Source organism: Streptomyces sp. NPDC015131 (assembly GCF_043079975.1).
Classification (GTDB): domain Bacteria; phylum Actinomycetota; class Actinomycetes; order Streptomycetales; family Streptomycetaceae; genus Streptomyces.
The window spans coordinates 597,513-614,539 of sequence record NZ_JBIBVB010000004.1 but is presented as its reverse complement, the minus strand read 5'-3'; the positions used below and the strand labels follow the sequence as shown (position 1 = coordinate 614,539).

Genomic DNA, 17,027 nt, shown 5'->3' with positions numbered 1-17,027 from the left:
GATTACTCCTCATCATCATCTTCAGCCGGGTAAAGCAAATCCCCGGGCCGGGGGTACCGCTGCGGCTCGGGGACGGGGTTTTTCTTGTTCTTTTTCTCGTCGGTGAAATTGGCTGCACCGAACATGTAATTGAGTGTCTGCAACTGCTCGTGTATGGCAGCCTGCGACTCGTTGGCGTATCGGTGATCGAGGGGCCCGTAGGCCAGCTCGTAAGCCATCCACTCGGCTAGTTCTTGGGAGGTGTGCGTTTCCAGCAGTTCCCGGACGGAAATCCCGAGCTGGAGAGCTAGGCGGAAGTAGAATCCTCGCTCGGGTCGTCGTCGAAACCCTCGGCCAGCTCCTTGACGTCCTCGTCAGAAAGGCCGTTCATTTCGTTGCACTTGTTGAAGACCCTTTGGAGGCCCTTAGCCGGCATGTCGCCCAGCTCGCGGAGATCCTTGGGGTTGAAGAGCTGTTCGCCGTCCTCGTTGACGATGCAGAGCATGACGAGGCGCGCGCGAAGGTTGGCGAGGTTCGGGACCTGCTTGCCCTTCTTCATCTCGACCATCGATGCCTCGAAGGCATCTCGCTGGGCGCCGGTCATCTCGCGCAGGAGGACTGAGCCGTCCCATTCGGGAACCTCGAATTCCTCCGTCCGCCGCTTCTTACCGGCCGCGAGGATCTGGTCCCTACCGAGAATTGCCATTGCGGGTACTCCTTATTGAGTTGTCGCGGGTTGCGGGTATGCGTGAAAAAGGGGAGACGGATGACCCGCGACATCCGCCTCCCCGGCTTTTAGAGGAGGCCGCCCATTCGGGTGCCGGCGCGAGCCGCGCGGTTCACCTCTTCCTCGATTGCCTCTGCGGCAGCTCGATCGAAGAGGGGGCGGGCGTCCATGATCGGTTCGCGGAACCAGGAGTAGCCCGGGTTCCGGAACCAGTGCCTACGGTCGCCGTAGAGGGGATGCCGCCAGCCGCCCCGCGTGTCGAGGCCGCGGGGGAGGGCCGCTTCGTCGGGCTCCCGCATCGTGGTGATGATGCGGAGGCCGGCCACCGGGGCGAGGCGAGGCTGAACCGTCACGCCCTCGGCCACGCGGGCGCGGAGCCCGGTGTGCTTCCCCCGGAGGGCCGGCAGGCGCAGGGCGTTGGACTTGACCTGGCCGACCACCGGCAGCGCCGCCTCGCGCAGCCGGCGTGCGACGCGGTCTCCGGCTGTGGCGTCCAGTTCGGACAGCGCGGCAAGGACGCGAGTCCACTCCGGACCGGTGTCCAGACTGAGATCCAGTTCGCCCGAGCCGCGCGCGAAGCGTGGGCGCGGGGGCATCAGGAAGTGGCGCGAGCGATCCCGGACCGCTGGGCCGGGAACTCGACCTCGATCTCGGACAGGTCACCGACGTCGCCACCGAGAGCCGTGTACTCCAGCAGGATGCAGGTGCCGGTGTACTTCGGGTTGGTGACGGAGACGGCCGCCGAGGTGGGCCGGACCTCTACGGTGAATTCCGTCTCGTTGTTGTACAGGGGGTACAGGGTCGCGTCGACGTTGGCCGCGGCGAAGTCCTGCTGGAAGGTGATGGAGAACTTGTCGTCCTTGAGGCCGGCGACGCGCTCACGGCCGGAGCCGGAGAAGTTCGTCGTCTCGACCTCGTCCTTGGAAAGCGACACCTCGACCGAGGAAACGTGGTCGGAGAAGTTGACTCCGTTGACCACGATGTAGCAGTCCTTGAGTACAAGCTTGGGCATTGACTAACACCCTTTCGTTATTAAGTTGTGGCAGGCTTGGTGCTATGCCAAAGCCCGTACTTGCATGGCGAGTCAGGGCGTTAGCGGCCCTTGTGGTCTGACCCGTGCGGCGTTGCGACGTCGTCGCGGCCCTGCTCGATCTCGGCCTCGCCGTCGGCCTCTCCCGCGTGCGGGGTGACGACGTCCGGAGTGCCGGCCTCGTCGGCGGTTCCTGCTTCTGCCGCCGCGGCCTCGTCAGCCTCGTCCTGGGGCTCGGGCGAGGGGGCTTCGTCCTGGGCCTCGGGCTCGGGGTGCTGCTCGACCTTGACGTGGCCGGCCTCGATGAGGGAGTCGGCTTCGCCCTGGGTGAGCTTCATGCAGACGTGGTCGCCCTTGCTGTGCTCGGCCAGGCGGTTGCTCAGGACGACGAAGCAGTAGTCCTTGGTGGTGTTCTCGTTCTCGTACTGCTTGCCGGGTACGGCCGGCATGAGGTAGCTCATCAGCCAGTCCTCACCACGGCGACGGTCAGAGCGGTGACGCCGCCCGGGTAGGTCAGGCCGCAGCGTCCGGTGCCGTCGGAGGCGTCGTACTCCTTGCGGAGCGGGATCCAGCGCTCGCCGCCGTTGGGAACGGAGATCGCGGGGTCGGGGTTCAGCTCGCCGTACACCGTGCTGCCAGGGACGGTGATGGTGACGGTCTGGGCGGAGGTGTGGCCGTTCTTCACGACGATGAACGTGTCGCGGCCGTTGCCCACTTCGGCGGTGTCACCGCCTGCGTTCGCGGCGACGAAGGTCGGCGGCGTGCCGGTGGAGACGAGCTGGTGAGTCGACAGTGCAGCCATTGTTCAGTTGTCCTTTCGGTGTCACGCCGTTCCCGGCGTTGTGACGCATAGGCGCACCGCCGCGCCGATGTAGGTGATCCGGCCGAACTCGTACTCGGCGCCGTACTTCTCGACGCCTTTCGCGAAGCAGTCCGTACCGTCGGCGAGGCCCAAGTCGCTGTGCTTGAAGAAGACTTGCCGTATGCTCTTCGGCCCTGACCCGGTGAGGTATGGATCGATGTGATCCTGGGCCGCCCGGACGTCGGTGCGCGGCATCATGACGAAGATCAGGAAGTCCCATTCGTCACTACCGCAGGCCATCGCCACGGCGAAGTTCGCCTTGTCTGGTGCGACCACCGCGGCCGGGGCCTGGACGATGTCCGGGATCGTGTCGTAGACGTGGAGTCCGGGGATCTTGGATTGCAGAGTCGCCTTGATGGCGTCCCTGATCTGGGACAGGGACGCCATCACGCCACCTTCTTGCCTGCGCGGCGGTAGGGGACGAGCTTCGCCGCAGCGATCTTGTTGTCACGCACGCGTACGACGCCGAACTCGTTCGTGCCGGCCACGCCGAGCGGGGCATCCCGGAGCTGGAACGTTTCCGCAGCGAGGATGAGGCATGCCTGCTTCACCGGGGCCGGGACGCTCGCCCATCCCCAGTTGGCCGTGACCCGCAGGTGTGCCTCGTCGTACGGTCCGGGGAAGGTCTTTCCCCCGCCCCGGACCGCTCGTATCTCGGTGTAGGGCCAGCCCGGCATGCCGTCCCGGATGCCGTTGCGCGGCAGCAGCTTGTAGTCCCCGCTCGCCCAGGGGGTCCAGGTGCCGTCCGATCCCTCCACCTCCACCACCAGTCCGGTGGTGGTGTGGAAGTCGTCAACGAACGCCCGGCCCGCGTTGAGCGCCAGGAACTCGCGCGCCGAGACCGCGCCGGCGTTGTTGAACTGCCGGCCGCAGTACCGCTCGATCTCCCGCGAGGCGGAATTGAGGGCGTCCCCGAGAGCGGCGTCACGGGACGGGTCGGTGAAGACGTCGCCCATGTATGCCTTGAGCTGGGGAAGTGTCGCGTAGGTGTCACCCAGTGCCATTCACACGCACCTCCCCGGGGGCTACTTGTTCTCGTCCGGTGTGCGGTTCTTGCTGCCCGCCGGACGGCCGCGGCGGCGATTCGGCGGCTCGAAGGACTCGTCGTTGTCCTCGCCCTGGGGCTCGCCGTCGTCCTCGACGTCGTCCTCGTTGGCCTTGCTCGCGTGCTCCAGGGCACCGAGCCGTTCGGCCTCCTTGCGGCTGACGCGCTGGCCGGGGATCGCCCAGAGCCATCGGGCCTCGGGGTCGTCCTCGGGGACGACGCGCTTGCCGTCTTCGGTCAGGCAGAGGCGCTGCTTGATCTCTACGGTGTCGGACATCGGCGGCTCCCTTTCGTCAGGCAGCGGAAACGGTGATCGAGTAGGTGAAGGACGGGGTCGTGCCGCCGATGGTCGACTTGTGCCGCACGTAGGGGGCGCCGGTGACGGCCCCCCGGGTGGTGGCGGCGGCGGTGAAGTTGGACGGCGCCGTGCCGACGCTGCCGGAGCGGTAGCCGTTGGCACCGAACTGGCCGAGGGGGAACCAGTTGCTCCCGTCGGCGGAGCCCTCGATGTCGACGACCATGGTCGGGGTGGTGCCGGAAGCAGCCGTCACATCGACGGTGACGACCAGGGAGCCGGCGTCGCCCAGCTCCATGGCAGTGCCGGTCGTGCTGGACGTCTCGGCTCCCGACGCCTTGAGCGAGGTCCGGGCGTCACGCTTGACGAAACGCCCAAGACCGCTGCTGTAGGAAGGCATGGGTCAGTTACTCCTTAGCGCCAAGAGGCATCAGGTCAGGCCGGTGACGGCCGCGAACGCCTTCGGACGGAGGTGAACCATGGCCACGCGGAAGGACGCACGGATGGCGACCTGGCCGCGCTGGAAGAAGTCGGCGTGCGAGTTGGAGACCTGCACGTCGATGCCCTGCCGGGTGAACAGGGCGGAGTGGTTCACATAGTCGCCGAGGATGGCCTTGCTGCCGGACACCGCGGTCGTCTGGACAACGGGGATGCCCCAGATCGTCTCGACGCCGGGGATGCTCGGGTGGCCCCACAGGTAGACGCCGTCAGCGGTCTTCATCAGACGGACGCCCTCCCACTTGGCCGGGGTGATGAACACGACGCTGGGCTCGGAGAAGCCGTCGTCGCGGATCTTGCGGGCTGCCTTGTAGATCGCGTCCGGGACGGGGTCGCCGCCGAGGGCCTGCGTCTGGATGCCGGGGACGTTCTCGGTGCCCAGCAGGTTGGGGGCGACACCGTCGCCGACCAGGACCTGGCTGTCCAGGCGCTGGCGCAGCATGAAGGGCAGGCGCTGGTTGACGTACGGGGAGACGCCCGGCTCGTCGGCCAGCTGCTCGTCGGTCATGGGCAGGAAGGCGGTGATCTTCCGGACCGGGACCTCCTTCTCCACGACCTTCAGCGCGACTTCCTTGTACAGCGCGCCTTCCGCGGTCTCCGCCGCGGCGTTGTTGTACACGGTCTCTTCCATGTACTTGACGAGTTCCATGGAGGTGGTCATCGTCGGGATCGCGTCCACGACCTGGGGCGCCGGCCGCGTCGGGAAGGCGGAGAAGATGCCGGTGCGGGTCGACTCGGGCTTCCAGCCGTCCGTGGTCTGGAAGAGCGTCTTCAGTTCGATCGGGAGGTTCGCACTCGGGCCGTGGCCGCGGCCGTACTCCTTCAGGGCCCGGGACTCGGCGAACAGCTCACCGAAGGTCTTGGTCTCAAGCTCGCGACCCCGGGAGGCCGGGGGAGCGGCACCGTCGCCGGACTGGGCGCCCTCGTCCTGGCGCTTGGCCTCGGCGGCTGCTCGGGCGACGATCAGGAGGTCGTCGACCTTCTTCTTGCAGTCGTCGATCTCGCGGTTCAGCTTGCCGATCTCGGCAACCTTGGCGTGGGTGTCGCCGGCCAGGCTCTTGACCTTGGCCATGTCGAAGTCGGGTCCGGCCTCGTCGAGGATCCCCTTGAGACCCTTGCGCTTCTCGTCCAGCTTCTCCTGCGCCTGCTTCAGCGCGGGAAACTCAACGATGCGGTCATCGTTGTACATCGAAAGCTCTCCTGCTTATTCAGTTTTTGTTCAGTTGTGCGAGCTGGGTTACAGCTCGTTGACGCGGGCGAGTGCGGCCATGAGCGTGGAGGCGGTAAGCGCCTCTTCGACCTGGAGCTGCTTCTCGTCCTCGACAGGGTGCTCAAGCAGAGACTTGAGTCGCGTCACGTCGTCCTCCAGCCACGACAGGAGGTCGACCATGGCCGGCGACATGCCTCGGCCCTTCTGCGCCCGGAGAGCCACGACTTCCGTTGCGCGGTCGATGAGGTTGGAGACTCGGGCCAGCACTTCGGTGGCCTCGTCGTTGAACCTCAGATTCTTCTGGCCGTCCCCTGCTGTACGCAGCATGGGCGGCTCGCGGTCGGCGTCCCGGAGGTGGGATGCCAGGTGTTCGTAGACGGCCTTCCGGTCTCCCTCGGGGATGACGGAAGCGCCCTTCGCGCCGTTCAGGACGGCAATGCCCTGGAGGCAGGCGCGGATGTTGGCCGGGCCGCCGACACCGTGGTGGTGGGGGAACCGGTAAGAGGTCTTCATCTCGGGGTCGCCGTCGGGGTCGACCCACGCGTACACGCTGCGCAGCTCGGACGGCCGGGCGTCGTCGGGCAGGGCCTTGACGGTGGCCGTCCCGTTCCAGGGCATGGCCGCGACCGCGGTCTCGTGGACGGGGAGCGCCCGCTTCACGGCCGGGTAGAACCGGCGCGGTGCGTCTTCGTCGTCCTCGGCCTTGCTCTTGACGGCCAGGGTGCCGGTGCGGCCGGGGCCGCCGGCGCCGAGGAGGACGGGGCTGACCTCGAAGATGTCGACTGCCTTGATCACGCGGACCTGCTTGCCCTCGCGCTCTTCCCGTTCCGACTCGACCACGTTGAAGCCCCAGGAGTATTCCTGGAGTTCGCCCATCTGCTTGATGGTCTCGAAGGTCTCCCGGCCGGCCTGGGTCTTCATGTTGAACTGCATCTCGCAGACCGCCTCGCGGTCCGTGACCCGGACGACGCCCTTGCCGACCGGCAGGGCTCCCTGCCAGCTGGCGTGGTTGTAGGCACTGATCCGTACCGGCTGGCCGTCCTTGCCCTTGAAGGCATCCTTGGTTACGACATCGTCGTCGAGGTCCACCGTGTCGAACGTGCTGAAGACGGCCACCACAACACCCTGGTCGGCGTCCTTCAGCTCGACGCGGTCAAGCGCCTTGCGCTCCATCACGTCACCACCTTGTTGTCTATGCGCCGATCGCAGGTCATGTGCCGCCTCCCGGCTCTTGATCGTTGTCAGTCCGCGCGGGTGCGGGTGCTTGCTGTTCATCGCGGTTGCCGGCTGGCCGGGGCGGTGCGCCCGGCTGCGGCTTGGGTAGGGGGGCCTTCTCCAGCAGGGAGAGGTCCCCGGACTCGACGGCGGCCACGGCGGAGGCCACGGTGCACTGGCCCTGGGAGACGAGGACGGCGACGATCTTGGCCTGCTGCTCCAGCAGCTCCAGTTCCTCGCGCTGCCTGTCGACGGACTCGTCCGGCACGCGCGTGGACTGCATCTGGACACTGACCAGGCCGGTGTGCCGACCGATGAGCTTGCCGATGTCGTAGTCCCGGGTGGCCTCGATCATGGCGTCGGGCTCGAAGCCCTGCATGATGCCGCTCGACAGGGTGGCTACGTCGGTGTTGAAGATCTCGGCCCGGTCCTTGTCGTCCTCGCGCAGGAAGGCGATGTCCCGGGTGTCGAACCAGAGGTGCGCCCCGTTGGTGGGCACCTCCAGCAGGGTTTCGAGCGACGCGGCGGCCATGCGCCACATCGGTCGGATAGTTACGTCGGCGAAGCGCCGGCGGGCAGCGGCGTAAACACCCTGGGAGTTGAGGCCGGAGCCTTGCAGCCCTTCGGAGAAGCCGACGATAGAACCCGGCACTCCTGCTGCACTGGCGATGCGTGATTCGCCCTTGCCGACGATGCCGGTGAAGTCGAGGGCCTTGAAGTCCATCGTCAGTGGGACGACGTCCGCGCCGCCGAGGAGGAACACCGTGCGGTAGGCGTTCATCGCGCCCTGGTGGTTCTCCTTGAACTGGGCGACGAACTCATCAAACTCGTCCTCGCCGGTCTCCTTGTCGAACTTGACCGCCATGTTGGGCACCGCGGCGTTCTCGAAGAACTTCTTCTTGTGGGTGGCCGCCAGGGTGTCCGACTCGATCTCCCGCAGTACCGGAGTCAGCCAGCTCATGCCCCGGAACCGGGCGTCCGGGTCCGGGATGGGGGAGAAGTGGGCCACCTCGTCGGGCAGCAGGTCGACGGCAGGCGCGTCCGGGCCCGGCGGGTTGTACCGGTAGAGGATGACCCGCGTATCCAGGGCCTTGAGGTCGCCGCTCAGCGAGCCGAGAATGATCTCGACCCAGTCGGGGCGCATACGGACCAGGCGCCGGCCGGGGCCGGCGGCGCTCTTGCCGTAACGGCCGTTGTCGTCGGTGATCGTGATGAACGCGTTGCCGGCCAGGTCCGCGTCCTGGATCATGTGGGACAGCAGCTCGCCGGTGGTTCCGCCGGGCCACGGCTTTTCCAGCAGCGCCAGCTCGGTGGAGCCGAACAGCTCGCTGGGGCGGCCGTCCTTGAATCGCCTCCACTGGAAGCGGGCCTCGGAGAAGGCCATCTGCCGGGCAGCCATGCAGGCGAAGACGGCCCCGTTGCGCTTGTAGGCGCCCTCCACGTAGCCGACGAAGTCGTTGGCGATCCGTTCGGTGTCGCCGAGGCCACCGACGTAGAACGGCGTCCGCATGCGGTCGAGGGACCAGAAGGGGGACTCGGTGAACGCCTTGAGGTTCTGGGCCTGGCGCTCCTTGACCCGGTCGAGAAGCGGGCGCTTCATCATCGGGCATCATCCCAACCGACGCGCACCGCAGCCGCGATCCAGCCCGGCGTGAGAGCCACCTTGTGTGCGGCGAATCCGATGCCGTACAAAACGGCGGCGAGGGCGAGGAGGAGGTACTTGGATATGGCCTTCACCCCCATGCCACCTTGACTTTGGACCTTTTCTTGTGCGCGCATTTCTTGTAACCCCACATCGCCAAGGTTGCGGCCACCAGCGGGGATATGTCCACGGTGGAGTTCCGTTTGGACCAGGCCCAGGTATCGGCGAGGTCTCGTTTGTCGGCTCCGGCCACCGCGTCGTTCAGGGGCCTTTGATCCAGGTGATTCAGGTCCGGTTCGTTTCCCGGCCGAGGGACGACGCTCGCGTAGAACTCGCCGCAGGCTTGGGCGTATTCGCGGGTCACCGGCGAGATGACCTTGACCCCGGCGGCCTCCAGGGCGTCGATGAACGCCCCTGCCTGGCCGGCCTTGTCGATGACGACCGCCATTGGCTTGCAGGCCCGCCATATGCTGACGACCCGGTCGACGACCCAGGCGGTGCCGGGGCGGTGGTCTATGGCCAGTGGTTCGGCCAGTGACCGACCGGTGATCTCGACGTGCCGTTCGCCTTCTTCGTTGAGCCCAGCCGCGGCGATGCACGAGGCGGTGGATCCGTCCGGTGTTACGTCTACTGCCAGGACGAGCGGGTCGACCAGGACGCTGTTCTCGTCAGCGCGAGACTCCCACGATTCCTTGTCGATGACTCGCCACTCGTCTTCGCCGTCTAGCGGCCAGTCTCCGACGCCCAGACGCTCTCGCGAGAAAATCGCCGGGCCCATCGAGCGGCGTTCCGATTCGACGTGCTCCACCGATATGCGGATCCCCAGTCCGGGGTTGGCTTTGGCATACGAGCCCACGGAATCGAGCGGATCATGTTCCTCGCAATCGGAAGGACAAAGAACAGTGCAAGGGTCAATGGACCATTCCGCGTAGAAGAGCTTGGGGTCGTCGCCTTTGAGGGCTCGGCGGCGTACGCGCCCGAACTGGGTACTTTCCTGGGTGCCGGCGCTGCCGAGATAGGCGACCTGGGGGTTGGGCCTGGCCGAGGTGGTGAACTGGAGTGCCGCGGTCTGCTCCTCGGTGAGGTACATCGCCTCGTCGCAGATGACGCGGTCCAGGGTCAGACCTCGTGCGGTGCCCTTCTGCCGGGTGCTGAACATCAGGCGGGCGCCGCTGTGCAGCTCGATGCTCTCCTCGCCGTGCCCGCGCACGACGCGCTTGACCTCGGCCTTGAACTCGGGGGTGCCGAGGATCAGGCCCTCGATGCGTCGGAAGCCCTCGGCGGCGGTCTTGAAGACGTGGGCGGTGTGGAGGATCTGCTCGTCGTTGATGAACAGTCCCCACAGGCACAGGGCCTCGATGATGGATCCCTTGCCGTTCTGGCGGGAGACCATGACGCCGACTTCGTTGGCGCAGAACTTTCCGTCCTCGCGGATGGCGAGGGCGTGGTCAAGGACCAGCTCCTGCCACGGGTCCAGGATCAGGCCCGCCGACGCGGCCAGAGCGACGGCCTCCTTGCCGGCGCTCTGCACCCTTGGTCCCGAGGGGACGTGCAGGATCCGAGGAGTCTGACTGCCTCTTACGGCGGGATCGAAGCTCATCGAGAACCGACACCTCCGCCTCTTCGCTCGGAAGGGCAGCGAGTTCTTCGAGCACCTTCATCAGTCGAAGCACCAGAGCGGCCGTGTCACCGGTCCTGAGCTTTGATGCGAGACAGGTCTTGCAGCGGTTACCGTCCAGCTCGTTCACGAGGAAGTCGCGGATGGCCTCCAGCTCGGTGCGGCGGTCGCCCGAGCGGACGGCATCCCCGAAGGGTGTCGCGTCACTCACAGCGGCACCCCTTTCAGTCGTTGATGACGACGACGGTTCGGCTCTCGGGGTCGATCACCAGGACGTGGTCGCCGAAGACGCGGGTCTCGGCGGCGATGGCGACCGTCGGCATGAGGCTGACGGCCATGGAGCCGGTCACGGGCACGCCTGCGGTGATGTCCGAGACGGGGACGGGGGCGGTGGCCGCGATGGAGCCGTCGGCCGGGATCTCGTGGTAGCCGCTGACCACCGCTGCCGGTGCAGGCGCGGTTGCCGCCAGAGCCCCTTGAACGGTGACGGTGCCGGAGGCGGCAGCCGTCGGGCCGGGTGCTTCGACGGCGATAGAGCCCGACGAGGGCGGTGCCGTGTTGGCCGGCTTGATGAGGCCGATCCAGTTCGCCGCCGCGGTCCAGGACCAGGTGCGGTCGATGGTGCGGCTGGTGTTGCCGGTAGAGACGGCCCCGTTGGAGTCCCAGAGGGCCAGGTTCAGGCGCAGGACGCCACTCTCCTGCGAGGTGTTGCGCCTCTGGCTGGTCTCGTTGCTGGTGAAGCTGGCGCCGCCCAGGCCCGCGTCGGCGCTGGTGGCTCCGGCGACGGTCACACGCCAGGCCGAGGAGTCGGTGTTGTTCACCGTGGCCGTGCTCATCGAGAAGCCGTCCTGGGCCCCGGTGCCGCCGCCCTCCGCGACGAACTGGTCCGCCGCGGCGTCGGCGCCCCGGTAGGCCGCCACGAGCGACATCTTGATCGTCTCGGAAGAGCCGAGGCTGCCGCTCCAGGTCGACGGCTCGCTGCCGGTCGCCGTCTTCTTCATGACGGTGACCTGGTGCGGGTTGCTGCCGGAACGGTAGGTCGTCCGGACGAGTGTCCAGCCGGAAGGGACGTTGACCGTGACCTGCGAGCCGCTGTCGCCGGGGTACAGCGCCAGCACGCCGATCAGCAGATCGTCGGCCTGGATACTGGCCGGCTTCGTGAGCGTGTAGCTGGTGTCGCTGGTGGTCTCCGAGGTGCCGGCCTGGCTGACAAAGGAGATCGCCATCAGCGGGTACTCCTCTTGGCTCTCAGCGTCCGGTCCTCGGGGGCGATGGAGATCACCCGGCCGCCGAATGGCCGGGTCTCCGCCGTGATGCTCACCGTGGGCGACGGCGAAACGGCCATGGAGCCGAAGACATCCGAGGCGACGTTGATCGTGGCCTGGGGCGCCGGCGCGGTGACGGCCAGGGCGCCTTCAGCGGGAACGATGTGCTCCGCGGCGAAGGCGACGGACGGCATCGGTGCCGTGGCGGTCAGCGTGCCCTCGACGGTGACGGTGCCGGATGCCGCAGAGGTGGCAGAGGGCGCCGTGACAGCGAGAGGACCCTCGGTGATCTCACGAAGGCCGATGGTTCGCGACATGCCGTCGGTGGGTGCCGCAGACCCGTTGATGGTGATGCCGTTCTGCGTGCCACCGGCAACCGAGGAGCCGGTGTCGTACAGAGCCATCGCGTAGGAGATCGTGGCGCCGTTGTTGCCGACGTCGAACCGCTCGGTGACGCCGCTGGCGGTGAACGTGACGTGGGTGGTGCTGTCCTCGCGAACCGTCCTGAAATGCAGGACCAGGGCTCGGGAGGTGGTCGAGATATTGGGTCCGGCCTGGTTCTGGGCCGTCGTCGAGTGGGTCAGGGCGGACCCGTGGATCGGTGAGTCCGTGTCCACGCCGCGGTAGGCGGCTATCGCGCCTACGAGCGGGGAGGTGGCTCCCGGGACGGTGAAAGTGAAGTTGCTGGCCGCCACGTCACCAGAGGTTGCGACCTTGTAGAAGACGTAGTTGCGGAATGCCGCTCCGCTGGTGGCGTCATCGCTGTCGTGCTGTGTCCAGCCGGATGGTGCGGTGACCGTTTGAAGGTTGGAGGACGTGAAGGCCACCATGATGTCGTCCACCTGCAAGCCGGTCGGCTTGGCGATGGTGAGCGTGTCGGTGTTGGCGGTGCCGCCGTCCTCCTCGGCGGCAACGAAGGAAATAGCCACGGGGAGCTACCCCCTTCGGTCAGCTCGCGGGCATGGTGAACGTGCCGCTCGTGATGGTCACGTTGACGCCGGAGTTGAGAGCGGTGGTGTTGAGGTTGAGTTCGGCCCCGGAGGTGCCCACGGCTCCGTCGTAGACGTTGGCGCCCGTGCTGTCCTCCACCCGGAACCAGCCGGCCGTGCCGGTGGCCGCTGCGGCGACCGTCTTGGGCGTACCGGCAAGAGTGATGACACCGGACGACGCGGCGCCATAGGACGGGTCGCTGAGTGTGAAGGTAGCCAGCAGGGTGCCCGTCTCCGCATCGTTGGCGGTGGCCGGCTGCGAGCCAGTGTAGATCTTGATGGTGCCAGCGCCCGCTCCTGCGTCAACCCTCGTTGTAACCGCATCGGCCATCGCGTTGCGCACGGCGGTGGCAAGCCTGAGTGCCATTTCGTCTCCTACCGCTGGGTAACGCGGATGGTGATGGACCGCTCGTCGGTGCGGCCCTGGTTGGTCGTGATCTTGTTGGAAACCGAGTACACCTGGCCCACGGTCCCGCCGGACAGCCAGACGGTGGCGGTCGAGGCGCTGAACGCCTCGGATGCCTTCGTGATGCCGGCCGAGACGGTCATCGTGGACGAGGTGATCGATTCCGAGGCCCCGAGCCACTGTGACCAGTCGAAGACCCAGTCCAGGGTGGCGTCGGGGTCCTTCAGATGGTTTGCGGCCAACGCTGACCCCCTTTATGCGCGGTGCTGGTTGGCGGTGCCGGCCGAAGGCACGGCGTCGGTGACGGTGTTCTGGAGGAACGCTTCGCCGCCGGTCACGACGGCCACGTTGTTGAACGTGGTCTGCGGCGTAGTCACGGTCGAGCTGGCGGCCGTGGCGGAGTACGTCGTCCAGCCCTCGAAGCTGTTGAAAATGATCGACAGGTCGACTGGGGTGGTGCCCAGGATCTCGATGGCCGCGCGCATCGCGTTGAAACCGGTGCCGGTCTCGCCGCGTTGTATCCGGTTGCTCATCAGGCAGTTGTCGTTGTTCGCCTGGTTGGTGATCTGGATTCCGGAGTACGTGTTGTGCGTGGCGGCGCCGGCCTTCCGGATGTAGTTGCCCTGGATGAAGTTGTTCTGCGACGTCGAGCCGATCAGGATGCCGTGCCAGCCGGTGTCGGAGATCCGGTTGTTGCCGACCAGGCACTGGGCGCTGCCGCCGAGGTAGATCCCGTCCGCCCCCGTGGAGCGGATCGTGTTCCCGTTGATGTTGTTGAAGTGGCTCGCGCTGATCGTGATGCCGCGGTTGTTCGTTGGCCCCAGGGTGTTGCCGATCACGGTGCAGTAGTTCGCGAAGTCCAGGTAGATCGCCGGGTTGGTGTTCGCGCTGGCAGTGATCACGTTGTTGGAGATCGTCGTGTCGCGGATCTCGCGCCCGGAGGCCCCGTTCAGGAACACGGCAGAGATCTTGAAGTCCTTGCAGGTGTTCCCGTCGATCACGATGCGCTGGACGACGTTGGACGCGTTGCCGGTCACCTCGATGCAGCTGCCGTCGCCGACGCTGCCCGGGCTGAGCAGCGTGTTGTTGGCGATGATCGAGTCCGTCCACGAGTACGCCTGGATCGAGTTGTCCAGGGAGCCGTTCGACGTGTTGCCGATGACCCGGATGCCGGTGTGAAAGAGGCCGGCTGCGTCGGTGTGGGAACCGACCAGGCGGCCGAACACCCCCAGGCCGGAGCCGTCCTCGGCCGCGCCCTGGTAGCAGTTGGTGATGTTGACGTTCTTGCACGCCGTCGAAGAGCCGCTGATGTCGAGCTGGATCGCCTCGGAGAACACGCGGACCTGGCCCGTGGTGTTGTCCTTGAAGCCCTCGAACCGGCAGCTGTCGATGACGGCGCCGTCCACGGCCTGAAGCTCGATGGCGTGGTAGCTGGCGACGTTCCGGATCGTGGCGTCCCGGACGACGATGTCCTTGCAGTTGATGAACGCCATGATGTTGGCGTTGTTGTCGACCGCCCAGGACTGGCCCTTGCCGTCCCAGGTGCCGCCGAGGACGGTGATGCGGCTCTTGCCGGTGTAACCGGACTCGCCGCCCTCGTAGTTCTTCAGCATCTCGAAGTTGCCGGCCCCGGCGAAGATGTAGGCGCCGTAGGCCATGAGCGTGACGTCGCTCTTGATGAGCAGCCCGGAGCTGATCTTGTACTTCCCGGGCGGAATGACGACCGTGGCACCGCCCTCGCTCGTCGCCGCCGTCGCCGCCGCGGTCAGCGCGGCCTGGATCGCCGCCTGGTCGTTCGTGCTGTTGTCGCCCTTGGCGCCGTACGCCCGGACGTTGTAGGCGCCCTCGAAGCCGACGGGGCTGACATTCTTCGGCATCGCGGGTCACGCCCCTTCGCTACAGCTCAGCGGGTCGCGGTCAGCTAGCGGGGACGCACATGGCGTTGACCGAGAGCTGAATGGGGCTGCCGCCATGATTCTGAACCGTCACGAGCCAGGACTGCGAAGCGCCGTCAGAGGGTTCGTCCTTGAAGACGCGCCAGTCCGAGACGTTGCCGATGTGGTAGCCACCTCCGGTGACCCGCTCACCAGAGGGGCACTCGGCTGCGGCCGTCTTCGTCTCGCCGGGATTGATGGTGACCTGGTCCCCACCCACGCGATGCAGCCCGGTAGTCCCGGAGGGCCCCTGTGGACCAGCTGGCCCTGCGGGGCCCTGGGGCCCCGTTGCTCCGGCTGGACCTTGTTGTCCAGCGGGTCCGGGAGGTCCGGCCGGACCTGTGGGGCCAGAAGCCCCGGCCGGACCCCGTGGTCCGACCTGGTTCCAGGTCTTCTCGGTGTACCCAGACGGGCAGGAAGTGCCGGCTTCCTTGTCGATGAAGAAGGCGGTGCGGTAGGTGCCGGCGCTCGGGAGACACACGTGGTACTCCCCATCGTCGCTGTCCGGGATAGCTGCTACGGCTAGCTGCGAACCGCCTGCCAGAAGCACACCGACTCCTGCTACCGCAAGGATCTTCCTCTTGTCGATCACACGATTCCTTCCGCTCGGGCGGGCTATGCGCCGGCGCCCTGGACGATGACCCGGTACTGGTTGTTGCTGGGTGCGGACGCGAACCGCAGCGTGCACGTCGTCGTGGACGTCGCCTCGTTGTCGACGAGGATCTCCTCGTACGGGCTGGCGGCGTTCCGGACCGTAACCGCGACGTCTCGGGTGCCGAGGTTGTGGGTGACGACGATGTTCGTCGCCGAGCCGTCCCCGATGTTGCCGGCGTAGACGCGCGCCACCGTGGAGTCGACAGCGACCGCGTCGGCCGAGACGGAGATGCCGGAGCCCTGCCCCACGGCCAGTGCGGAGCCGCCGCCGCCCGTCAGACCGTTGCCGGCCGCCGCAGCGGCGATCCGGACCGTGTCGGAGCTGATCTCCAGTCCGGTGCCGGTGGCGACGTTGAAGGTGCCGGCAGGGGACTCGCTGAGACCGTCGCCCGCGGTGTAGGCCGTGCCACCACCGCCGATCTCCGTCCAGGAGAGGCTGGTCGTGCCGAGGGTGACGTTGTCGGTGATGAGCCGGAACACCTTGTCGGCGTTGACCGTGCCTTCCAGCACGGTGACGGTGGCGCCCTTCAGCTCGTCCGCCGAGTCCGCGTCCACGGCCCGGGTCGGGGCGCCCGAGGCCGCGACGACATAGATGCCGTTCTCGGAGCCCGTGGACTGGTTCTTCAGCAGGATGCGGTCACCCGTCGCCAGCGTGACACCGTCGACCGTCTGCCCGTTGGCGAAGGCCGAGGACAGCGTGCCGTTGGCGGTGGTGGCCACGCGCACGGCCAGTTTCCAGGACAAATTCCTGGTGAGCGCATCCGCGTACTGCTTGGTGACCGCATCGGTGGCAGCTGAGGGGTCCGCGAGGTTCTGGATCCTCTGATTCTGAAGATCGAGCCCGTTTCCGACTTTCATGGCCACAGTGAGTTCCCCTTACGAAACTACGGCCGACCCGGAAGTCGGCGAACTCCACGTAACCGTGGCCTGGTTGACGGTTCCGTGCTCTACGTCCGTGACGACCACCCTCCCCGAGCTATCGAAGACGGTGACATGGACTTTCCTGCCGAGGTTGTGGTTGATGACCCACGAAGCGGACGCGACGGACTGCGTGTGCTCGTGGTACGCCCCTCCGGGGCTCCCGGGAGGCCCTGGAGGGCCCTGTGGCCCGGCCGCGGCCACCGAGACAACGTGGACGGACTCCGAGACGGCCAGGGACGGCGCCGGCGGCTGCGAAACGGTGATGCTCGGCGCAGCTGCGAAAATCGTCAGCACATTTGCCGTGGAATCGACGACCAGGAGGTTATTGACCTGCGTTACCTCGGTCATCGCGTGACGGCCTTAGAAAAGCCGACGTCCCCCTCGATAATGCGGGTCACAACCCCGCTTCCGGAGGTTATAAGCATGTCGTAGACCGCATGATTGAAGCTCATCGCTGACGTGATCGACGGCGCGAGGGTAATTTTTATTACCCCCGATGCATTAAATGGTCCCCATGTAATTCCGGGCTGCGAAAGCGCCGAATTCGCGTCCAGGATCGTGGTGGGGCTGTCGACGCTTTCCCGGATCTGCATCCGAGCGCTGTAGCCGGCAAGGTTGACAAGCGCACCGTTGCTGTCCTTGTACGTGATCGTTAGCTCGAACGTCTCGCCCTGCTGGATCGTGAGTCCGTAGTGCGCTGCGCCCATGTCCGCTTCGACCCTTCTGTGCAAAACCGC

Annotated in this window: 22 protein-coding genes; all 22 read right to left on the bottom strand. The window is 66.6% G+C overall.

From position 1 onward, the window contains the following. Positions 1–2: 2 nt before the first annotated feature. Positions 3–218 (bottom strand): hypothetical protein, encoded by a 216-nt coding sequence (locus ACF08D_RS18900; protein WP_392223844.1) that lies wholly within the window; start codon positions 216–218, stop codon positions 3–5. Between the two features lie 68 nt (positions 219–286). Next, positions 287–685, bottom strand: a complete 399-nt coding sequence (locus ACF08D_RS18895; RefSeq protein ID WP_392223843.1) for a hypothetical protein — start codon at positions 683–685, stop codon at positions 287–289. Positions 686–774: 89 nt separating this feature from the next. After that, positions 775–1,302, bottom strand: a complete 528-nt coding sequence (locus ACF08D_RS18890; protein ID WP_392223842.1) for a hypothetical protein — start codon at positions 1,300–1,302, stop codon at positions 775–777. Then, the gene (locus ACF08D_RS18885; protein ID WP_392223841.1) at positions 1,302–1,718 is read right to left on the bottom strand and encodes a hypothetical protein; all 417 of its coding nucleotides are present in this window, start codon (positions 1,716–1,718) and stop codon (positions 1,302–1,304) included. Before ACF08D_RS18885 ends, ACF08D_RS18890 begins: the two co-directional genes overlap by 1 nt. Before the next feature lie 80 nt (positions 1,719–1,798). Next, positions 1,799–2,197, bottom strand: a complete 399-nt coding sequence (locus ACF08D_RS18880; protein ID WP_392223840.1) for a hypothetical protein — start codon at positions 2,195–2,197, stop codon at positions 1,799–1,801. Then, positions 2,197–2,538: a hypothetical protein gene (locus ACF08D_RS18875; protein ID WP_392223839.1), complete on the bottom strand. Its 342-nt coding sequence runs from the start codon at positions 2,536–2,538 to the stop codon at positions 2,197–2,199. Before ACF08D_RS18875 ends, ACF08D_RS18880 begins: the two co-directional genes overlap by 1 nt. Positions 2,539–2,559: 21 nt before the next feature. After that, a complete protein-coding gene (locus tag ACF08D_RS18870) occupies positions 2,560–2,985 on the bottom strand; it encodes a hypothetical protein (protein ID WP_392223838.1) in 426 nt (141 codons plus the stop codon). Further along, the gene (locus ACF08D_RS18865) at positions 2,985–3,602 is read right to left on the bottom strand and encodes a hypothetical protein (protein ID WP_392223837.1); all 618 of its coding nucleotides are present in this window, start codon (positions 3,600–3,602) and stop codon (positions 2,985–2,987) included. Before ACF08D_RS18865 ends, ACF08D_RS18870 begins: the two co-directional genes overlap by 1 nt. 21 nt (positions 3,603–3,623) lie before the next feature. Beyond that, on the bottom strand, positions 3,624–3,920 hold the full coding sequence (locus ACF08D_RS18860; protein ID WP_392223836.1) for a hypothetical protein: 297 nt from the start codon (positions 3,918–3,920) through the stop codon (positions 3,624–3,626). Between the two features lie 16 nt (positions 3,921–3,936). Next, positions 3,937–4,338, bottom strand: a complete 402-nt coding sequence (locus ACF08D_RS18855; RefSeq protein WP_392223835.1) for a hypothetical protein — start codon at positions 4,336–4,338, stop codon at positions 3,937–3,939. A 30-nt stretch (positions 4,339–4,368) separates the two neighbouring features. After that, the gene (locus tag ACF08D_RS18850; protein ID WP_392223834.1) at positions 4,369–5,625 is read right to left on the bottom strand and encodes a phage major capsid protein; all 1,257 of its coding nucleotides are present in this window, start codon (positions 5,623–5,625) and stop codon (positions 4,369–4,371) included. 48 nt (positions 5,626–5,673) lie between these two features. After that, a complete protein-coding gene (locus ACF08D_RS18845) occupies positions 5,674–6,819 on the bottom strand; it encodes an HK97 family phage prohead protease (RefSeq protein WP_392223833.1) in 1,146 nt (381 codons plus the stop codon). A 37-nt stretch (positions 6,820–6,856) separates the two neighbouring features. Next, a complete protein-coding gene (locus tag ACF08D_RS18840) occupies positions 6,857–8,461 on the bottom strand; it encodes a phage portal protein (protein ID WP_392223832.1) in 1,605 nt (534 codons plus the stop codon). Next, on the bottom strand, positions 8,461–8,598 hold the full coding sequence (locus tag ACF08D_RS18835; protein ID WP_392223831.1) for a hypothetical protein: 138 nt from the start codon (positions 8,596–8,598) through the stop codon (positions 8,461–8,463). Before ACF08D_RS18835 ends, ACF08D_RS18840 begins: the two co-directional genes overlap by 1 nt. Beyond that, a complete protein-coding gene (locus ACF08D_RS18830; RefSeq protein ID WP_392223830.1) occupies positions 8,595–10,034 on the bottom strand; it encodes a terminase in 1,440 nt (479 codons plus the stop codon). Before ACF08D_RS18830 ends, ACF08D_RS18835 begins: the two co-directional genes overlap by 4 nt. A gap of 311 nt (positions 10,035–10,345) precedes the next feature. After that, the gene (locus ACF08D_RS18825) at positions 10,346–11,347 is read right to left on the bottom strand and encodes a hypothetical protein (RefSeq protein ID WP_392223829.1); all 1,002 of its coding nucleotides are present in this window, start codon (positions 11,345–11,347) and stop codon (positions 10,346–10,348) included. Further along, a complete protein-coding gene (locus tag ACF08D_RS18820) occupies positions 11,347–12,315 on the bottom strand; it encodes a hypothetical protein (RefSeq protein WP_392223828.1) in 969 nt (322 codons plus the stop codon). The genes ACF08D_RS18825 and ACF08D_RS18820 overlap by 1 nt, the downstream gene beginning before the upstream one ends. Positions 12,316–12,334: 19 nt before the next feature. Further along, the gene (locus tag ACF08D_RS18815) at positions 12,335–12,742 is read right to left on the bottom strand and encodes a hypothetical protein (protein ID WP_392223827.1); all 408 of its coding nucleotides are present in this window, start codon (positions 12,740–12,742) and stop codon (positions 12,335–12,337) included. A gap of 8 nt (positions 12,743–12,750) precedes the next feature. Beyond that, the gene (locus ACF08D_RS18810) at positions 12,751–13,023 is read right to left on the bottom strand and encodes a hypothetical protein (RefSeq protein WP_392223826.1); all 273 of its coding nucleotides are present in this window, start codon (positions 13,021–13,023) and stop codon (positions 12,751–12,753) included. 12 nt (positions 13,024–13,035) lie between these two features. Next, complete coding sequence (locus ACF08D_RS18805; protein ID WP_392223825.1) at positions 13,036–14,658, bottom strand: right-handed parallel beta-helix repeat-containing protein; 1,623 nt, start codon at positions 14,656–14,658, stop codon at positions 13,036–13,038. Between the two features lie 672 nt (positions 14,659–15,330). Then, entirely contained in the window at positions 15,331–16,227 is an 897-nt protein-coding gene (locus ACF08D_RS18800; protein WP_392223824.1) for a hypothetical protein, read from the bottom strand. A gap of 407 nt (positions 16,228–16,634) precedes the next feature. Then, a complete protein-coding gene (locus tag ACF08D_RS18795) occupies positions 16,635–16,997 on the bottom strand; it encodes a hypothetical protein (protein WP_392223823.1) in 363 nt (120 codons plus the stop codon). Positions 16,998–17,027 lie beyond the last annotated feature (30 nt).

Excerpts from the sequence above, each read along its gene's own strand:
- ACF08D_RS18900 (WP_392223844.1), bottom strand. The coding sequence starts at position 218 with ATGGCTTACGAGCTGGCCTACGGGCCCCTCGATCACCGATACGCCAAC.
- ACF08D_RS18895 (WP_392223843.1), bottom strand. The coding sequence starts at position 685 with ATGGCAATTCTCGGTAGGGACCAGATCCTCGCGGCCGGTAAGAAGCGG.
- ACF08D_RS18890 (WP_392223842.1), bottom strand. The coding sequence starts at position 1,302 with ATGCCCCCGCGCCCACGCTTCGCGCGCGGCTCGGGCGAACTGGATCTC.
- ACF08D_RS18885 (WP_392223841.1), bottom strand. The coding sequence starts at position 1,718 with ATGCCCAAGCTTGTACTCAAGGACTGCTACATCGTGGTCAACGGAGTC.
- ACF08D_RS18880 (WP_392223840.1), bottom strand. The coding sequence starts at position 2,197 with ATGAGCTACCTCATGCCGGCCGTACCCGGCAAGCAGTACGAGAACGAG.
- ACF08D_RS18875 (WP_392223839.1), bottom strand. The coding sequence starts at position 2,538 with ATGGCTGCACTGTCGACTCACCAGCTCGTCTCCACCGGCACGCCGCCG.
- ACF08D_RS18870 (WP_392223838.1), bottom strand. The coding sequence starts at position 2,985 with ATGGCGTCCCTGTCCCAGATCAGGGACGCCATCAAGGCGACTCTGCAA.
- ACF08D_RS18865 (WP_392223837.1), bottom strand. The coding sequence starts at position 3,602 with ATGGCACTGGGTGACACCTACGCGACACTTCCCCAGCTCAAGGCATAC.
- ACF08D_RS18860 (WP_392223836.1), bottom strand. The coding sequence starts at position 3,920 with ATGTCCGACACCGTAGAGATCAAGCAGCGCCTCTGCCTGACCGAAGAC.
- ACF08D_RS18855 (WP_392223835.1), bottom strand. The coding sequence starts at position 4,338 with ATGCCTTCCTACAGCAGCGGTCTTGGGCGTTTCGTCAAGCGTGACGCC.
- ACF08D_RS18850 (WP_392223834.1), bottom strand. The coding sequence starts at position 5,625 with ATGTACAACGATGACCGCATCGTTGAGTTTCCCGCGCTGAAGCAGGCG.
- ACF08D_RS18845 (WP_392223833.1), bottom strand. The coding sequence starts at position 6,819 with ATGGAGCGCAAGGCGCTTGACCGCGTCGAGCTGAAGGACGCCGACCAG.
- ACF08D_RS18840 (WP_392223832.1), bottom strand. The coding sequence starts at position 8,461 with ATGAAGCGCCCGCTTCTCGACCGGGTCAAGGAGCGCCAGGCCCAGAAC.
- ACF08D_RS18825 (WP_392223829.1), bottom strand. The coding sequence starts at position 11,347 with ATGGCGATCTCCTTTGTCAGCCAGGCCGGCACCTCGGAGACCACCAGC.
- ACF08D_RS18815 (WP_392223827.1), bottom strand. The coding sequence starts at position 12,742 with ATGGCACTCAGGCTTGCCACCGCCGTGCGCAACGCGATGGCCGATGCG.
- ACF08D_RS18805 (WP_392223825.1), bottom strand. The coding sequence starts at position 14,658 with ATGCCGAAGAATGTCAGCCCCGTCGGCTTCGAGGGCGCCTACAACGTC.
- ACF08D_RS18800 (WP_392223824.1), bottom strand. The coding sequence starts at position 16,227 with ATGAAAGTCGGAAACGGGCTCGATCTTCAGAATCAGAGGATCCAGAAC.
- ACF08D_RS18795 (WP_392223823.1), bottom strand. The coding sequence starts at position 16,997 with ATGGGCGCAGCGCACTACGGACTCACGATCCAGCAGGGCGAGACGTTC.